The following is a 6,205-nucleotide window of genomic DNA, read 5'->3' as shown; positions in this document are numbered from 1 at the left end:
GCAGAAGAGAAGAGGCACGAGAAGCCGTTTCAAACGGTTAAGCACATACCCCCATACCGATCGGAACCGCAGCGCGTAATAGGTGGCTGCGCCTGAGATGAGGAACATGATATGCATGTGCCAGGGGGAGGCGAATATGCCGGGGAATCTGATGATGGCCTGGCTTATCCTCCCTCCATCGGCGGCGGACATAGCGAGGGCCAAAGGAAGGTGGAAGGGAACCAGATGTAGGACGACGAACACCCTGACTCCTCCTCCGGCGTGACGATCGTCGGGGCAAAGAAATCCAGGAGAAAGAGGAAATGGAGGGCAGTTATCACACTGAGGCAAATCCAGGGCAGGTGAGTCTGGAATCTGAGGTTCGACGTCCAAAGCCCGATTCTCCCCTTTGATCTCATATGGATCACCCGTTCAGTATGATGATTTCGTACTGAGTTCCGAAACTTTAGACGGGCTTCAGACGGGAAATGTTCGGAGGAAATCCCCAATCTTCAATAAGGTGGCGCTTTATCCCGTCCAAAACACATAGACTGGGATATGGAAGAGCACGCCGATTGTCGCCAGGAGACTACCCACCACAAAATCTCCGAGGATCAGTCCCAAGAAAAACGGGATGGAACGCTGATAACCCCTGATCCCGTAGAATCTCAGCATCGCCCATTTAACCGCTGAGGCCAATACCAGCGGGAACCAAATTCTCCCGATCCCCCATCTGCCCGATATCACATAACCGACGGGATGGAACGGCCACCACAGAAACCTGATGTGCATCATGTAGAGGAACAGGGTGAAGAGGAACCCGACCACCCCGAAGAGCACCTCCATCGGCTGCCAATCGGTGGGTGAACGAAGGCGCGAGTCGAGAAGCCGGAGACCAACACCGGCCGCCCAGGACGGACCCTCTCGATACAGCTCCGCTCCTACCTTATAGGCATCATGCAGATAAAACCAGAATCCTGAAATCGCCCCGATGCCCGCTGCAAGTAGGATGGCGGATATTATCCCTTTGGGTCTCGTTCGGGTTCGCTCGGCGAACTTGAAGCACTCAAGTTGAATCGGCATGGGGCTTTCACGGCCAGAGGAGCCGAGAATCCAATGAAGCAGACCGAAACCGATCAGATTATTCCGCCCTAACCTGCGGGAACCCAGAGTTGTTATCAGGATGTAGTCCGGGGTCGTCCATCTCAGCGTATGCACGGGCGGCCCGAGCTCCGCACGAATGCGCGTGATGGCGGTGTGAAATGCAAAGTAGAGAAGGAAGAAAGGAACCAGAACCCACACCGACATCCCAATATAACTACAGAAGGTTATGAGCAGGACAAAGCCGAGGATGATGCCCAACACGGCGCTGCGGTAGGTCATGGGTTCATCCGGATCTTTAACCTCAGTCCCTTTCAGCACCTGCACGATAACGGCCTTAAAATGTCTTCTGCCCAGCCAGACGGCGAACAGAAGCAATGCTATCCATCCGCCTCGAACCTGGGCTCCCTCATAGGGGAACTGAGACAGGCCGGCAAATCCCATCGCACTGCCAACCACGCGCTCCAACTGCCAGAATAGATGGAAAAACCAGGTCGATACGATAAGATCGAGCGGCATCAGATAACCCATGCCGATGGCGAAGGGATAAAAAGTGCGATACATATATCTTATGGCGTTCCACGGTTTGGAGGTGAAATACCTGCTCAGGCTGACGGGCTGGACGGGAATCGACGGAAAGGCCGGATAAAGAACGTGAAGCTGATTTATGATGTCGATAAAGGCAGCTATGGAAAATCCCAGCCAGAGAAGATGATTGCTGAAAAGCCCTTTTCCCACACCCTCCCGTGTCATCTCAAGGGGCAGTTGAGCGATTGGATATGCCAACCGCTCGTTCCTGACCCATTGTCTCCGAACAATAGCGTTGATACAAAGCATCACAAATATGAGGACCACGGTGAAACCGGTCCAGATAAGCGCCCGTGGCAACCATTCCCGGATGTAGATGGAATTGTAGAATGTTGATTGCCCCTCGTAATATCCCCTAAGCACCTTCCTATTGTTTACCACCAACCAGGGTGGGGAATATCGAACGAAGAGATTCTGCCAGTCGTTTTCAGGCGTGGCATACCATGTGCCGTTGCCAAGCAGGGAGACGAGGCATTTGATCATATCCGTCCCGTTTAATGCCGTCGCCGTGGCCAACATCGCATAGATGGTCAACAGCTCCCTCTGTTGCAGCGCCTGTGTCGGAGTGAGACGCCTGAGACCGTTATTGAATAAAACCAGCAGGAAAAGGATAAAGATCACGTTGCAGAAGAGCGCTAGATCAGTGATCTCTATGTCCAATACGCTGCTCACCGGTGCCTGCCAGTAGCTGTTCACGATGATGAGAACGGCCCCGATGATGATCGCACGCACGGTGGCAAATGATGAACTCTCGCTACCTTTGATATCCATCGTCGCACCTATCCCGAGCAAGCTTGCGGAGTATCTCCGGAAACTCAGATGGATGAATTATACCACTCCTCCTCCGCCATTGGAAGTCAGATCCACCCGTCTCAGGGCGATATCGGCTATGAGCAGACATGCCGCTATCGTGAGGAGGTATGGCCACAGGTGAAGGCGAACGGGAATCGGATTTTCGACCGCGCGGAAAACCTCGCCAGCGGCGGGGTTGAACTTCCCTCCGGAAACCGAGGCCAGCCGTTTGAGAAGCTCCTCGTCGGCGTTGTGAATCAGATACTCCTCCGGATAGGAGACGACGGTTCCCGTCACCTGGGAGTTGACCAGATCGCCATCCCGCTTCTGAATTATCCTGACGAAATATGGCCCCACCTCCTTGAGGGGAAAGTCGGCCTCATATCTGCCCGGGGCCGTCTGGGAGACTCGTAGCTTCCTCTTGGTCAGATCCGGGAGGATAAGTGTGACGTCGTTTTGAAGCTCGTTGAGGAATTCCCCGTTCTCGCCGATGGCGTCTATGGTGAGATGAGCCATCCCCTTATGAAGCTCTATCTTGGAGAGAAAATTGCCGGAGGTGGTCTTGCGCATCGTATCCCTGACGAGCTGTGTCCAGAATTTGCCGTATCCCGCCCACTCAAGCCAATCCGCCGCCCACCGCGCTTTCGCATCGGATGTGAAGGCCACGGACTTGCCGAGCCCGTATCGCCAGCTCACGAGTATCGGATCGCCCTTCGGCCGAGCAGCTCGACGGAGGCTCTGGCGGCCTCCTTAGCCAGCTCGATCTTTATGCCGCCCATGCTTCCCGATTTGTCTATCACGAGCACCATGGCGAGGCTCGGAGCCTCCTTCTTCTTCTCCGCCTCGCACCTCACCGGCAGGATCTCCTCAATGGGCGTCCTGTAATAGCCGCCCAGACCGAAGCTGTTTTCGCCTCCCAACATCATGAATCCACCCCCTAGATCCTGAACGTAGGCGCGTACGAGCTCCATTTGCCTCCGACTCAGCCTCTCAGCCGGGACGTTGCTGAAGATCACGAGGTCGTAGTTCTGAATATCCGGCAGCTCCCTCGGCACGCCGAGGCCGTTTCGGATGTCCACCTGTATCTTGGCCTCCTCCAGGGCGGTCGCCAGATATCTGGCCTGAGGCTCGTCCTCCTCGATCAGCAGGACCTTCGGCTTCCCCGAAACGGCCACTATTCCGAGGGCGTGATTGTTGTCGTAAAGCGTATCTTTGATCGACCGGCAGACGGCGTCATACGTCAACATCCCGCTTTCAGTCAGGGTCTGTGAGAAGCGTATCCTGTTCTCGCCCGCCTTCAGACGCACCTTACGGCTGGCAAGCTCGAACTTGTTCTTGAAGAGCCTGATCTCGGCCATGTCCTCGTGATTGCTGCGGACGATGACCTCCAGGTTAAATGGCTCCCCCTGTTTAACCTGGCTCGGCATGTCGATCCTCTCGACCATCACCTCCGGTTCGGCGCTGGGATAGATGGGTACCGTATCGATCTGGACTCCGAACGCCTTCCCCCTGAGCGCCGTACGGAGGGCGTCGCCCTTGGTTTCGACGCCGTCGGTGAGCAACACGATCCGCTTATTCACCTCCGCGGGGAAGATGCCCCAGGCCGTTTCGATCGCCTTGGCGATGTTCGTCGCCGCGTCCTCATCCTCCTTGAGCCACCCCTCTTTGAACTGAACGGGGTCGAAGCTCCTCGCCTCATCATCGTCGAAATCCCTGAGAACCCTGACAGCATCGGTGAATCCCAAGACGCTGATCTTCCGATCGCCGCGATGTTTCATCGCCTCTTCGATGTAATCCTTCGCCTTCCTCAGCCCCTCCTGGGAGATGCTATCGGAGAGATCCACCAGGAAGATGACGGCCAGCCTATCGTTTCTGGTCAGATATTGCAATCCGGCGAGGCTCAGGATCAACAGGATGAGTATCAGCGACCGGACGATCAGGTTGATGATACGCTGAAAGCGGGGAAGATCGACGAGGCTACGCCGATATCCGTAATACAGAAGGGGCAGAAGCAAAAGGAGGAGGAGCAAAAAGGGTCGGGCGATCTCCATCATTCGATCCGCCTCCTCTGATACAGGAACCACTCCGTAGCGCTCAGGGCGAGGGCGAGGAAAATCAGGTAGATCCAGGGCGGGTAGCGCAGAAGCGGCGAGCCGCCAAAAGCAACCTCCCGATCCAGAAATTCCTTCACCTCATCGTTGAGATGCAGGTCGGTCTCATTCTCATCTGTCAGATTAACCGCCCAGGTCTCCGTCGTATCGCCCGCCTGCAGGGTGTAAAATCCGGCATTTGAGGTTCCATCGAAAAATATCTCGCCGTTCCTCGCGGGAAGGCTTACGCTCTCACCGTTTGGCCTCACAAGGGTCGCCTCCTTGATCCCCTTATCCACCTTCTCTCGCAGGATATCACCCGTCCGGAGCCAATATTCCTGAGTTTCAGACCTCCCCTGGAACCATTGGATCGCGTTGGCGATGATCACCGGAAAGGCGACGCGGAGGGGGAGGTCGGATTTGAGTATGTCCAGCGCCACGAATAAAACCCTGCGTTCAGGAGACTCATCCACGAATATGAGCGGGTCCTCGAAGGATCGGACGAGCACGCGGGCGCCGTCAGGGGGACTCACGCGATATGCCTCGGCTATCTGGACGTTCTCCAGGTTGACGAACCTTAAAACGGGATGTTTGCGATCCCACTCCGTGACGATGGGCGACTCCAGCGGCTTGCCTATCCGATAGATCGAACTCCCCTCAGGCGGATGGATCAGTATGTAGTTGCCGTCGCCTATGCTCGGGGGGCACCAACGGTCGAATATGACGACCCTATAGCCTGAGGGGATGTCGGGTTTATAGGCTCCAGGGGGGATCACCGTAAGCTCCAGCCTTTCGTCCACGGCGAGGGCGCTCTCGAGGAACATGTTTCCCTCCGTCACCAGCAGAACGGGGATCTTCTTCCGACGGGGCAGGAGCGCATAGGCGACGTTATCGGACGGGAGGGAATCGTCGACATCCAGCACCGCCTTCAGCCTCCCTCCTTCGAACGCGAAGTTGGCGAATATCTCCGATGGCTCTTATTTGCGCGCATTGTTGGTGGAAATGGTATACTCATGGGATGATGAAAATCCTTCATAAGGAGGTGACCCATGAGTATACCAGAATCGATAATCAATCTCATCAACGATGTCGAACTTATCATGGCTGACATGATAAGAAAGATCAAATGGAAAGATGGAGTATACTGCCCCCATTGCAAGAGCAGGAACATTATCAAATGGGGAAGATACAAACTGTTTCAAAGATACAAGTGCAAAGATTGCAAAAGGACTTTCAATGACAAGACAGGCACAATCTTCCACAACTCCAAAATTCCACTGTTTCTGTGGGGGTGCATACTCTTCCTCTTCGTTTTGGTTCATACCTCCCAGAGGAAGATCTCCATTCTGTTTTGCACCTCCTTCAAGAGCATCTTCATAAACTGCAAGAAGGTTATGATAAAGATCTCCTCCTCTCTCCCCCTCCCAAAGGGGATAGAAGGGGAGATAGAGATAGACGAAAGCTACATAACAGCAGGGCTCAAAGGGAGGAACAACTCCGAAAAGATAAAGGAGCTGGGTAGGAGGCCGAGAAAGAGAGGGCTTAAAAGGAGAGGAAGAGGGAGATACCAAGCGGACAGGCCTCCCATCATAGCTTTGATACTCAGAGGTGGTTACAGGATAGTTTTCAGCGCCAAAAGAGCTACTAAAGCTACG

General features: G+C 54.7%; 6 protein-coding genes. 1 reads left to right on the top strand and 5 read right to left on the bottom strand.

Annotated features, from left to right (window positions below; translation table 11 throughout):
- The 5 genes from J7M22_11870 to J7M22_11850 all read right to left on the bottom strand — a co-directional run.
- Positions 1-243, bottom strand: a 243-nt coding sequence (locus tag J7M22_11870; GenBank protein MCD6507303.1) for an acyltransferase family protein, incomplete at its 3' end; no start/stop codon positions are given.
- Between the two features lie 264 nt (positions 244-507).
- Positions 508-2,460, bottom strand: a complete 1,953-nt coding sequence (locus J7M22_11865; protein ID MCD6507302.1) for a hypothetical protein — start codon at positions 2,458-2,460, stop codon at positions 508-510.
- A 36-nt stretch (positions 2,461-2,496) separates the two neighbouring features.
- Entirely contained in the window at positions 2,497-3,156 is a 660-nt protein-coding gene (locus J7M22_11860) for a hypothetical protein (protein MCD6507301.1), read from the bottom strand.
- A complete protein-coding gene (locus J7M22_11855) occupies positions 3,153-4,514 on the bottom strand; it encodes a VWA domain-containing protein (GenBank protein MCD6507300.1) in 1,362 nt (453 codons plus the stop codon). The genes J7M22_11860 and J7M22_11855 overlap by 4 nt, the downstream gene beginning before the upstream one ends.
- Positions 4,511-5,473: a hypothetical protein gene (locus J7M22_11850; protein MCD6507299.1), complete on the bottom strand. Its 963-nt coding sequence runs from the start codon at positions 5,471-5,473 to the stop codon at positions 4,511-4,513. Before J7M22_11850 ends, J7M22_11855 begins: the two co-directional genes overlap by 4 nt.
- Before the next feature lie 126 nt (positions 5,474-5,599).
- Between J7M22_11850 and J7M22_11845 the strand changes: the two genes are divergently transcribed.
- A partial coding sequence (locus J7M22_11845; protein ID MCD6507298.1) for an IS1 family transposase occupies positions 5,600-6,205 on the top strand: 606 nt, incomplete at its 3' end.

This window comes from Candidatus Poribacteria bacterium (genome assembly GCA_021162805.1).
Classification (GTDB): domain Bacteria; phylum Poribacteria; class WGA-4E; order B28-G17; family B28-G17; genus JAGGXZ01.
Note: the sequence above shows the minus strand (reverse complement) of the source record. Positions and strands in the feature narration are given on the sequence as shown.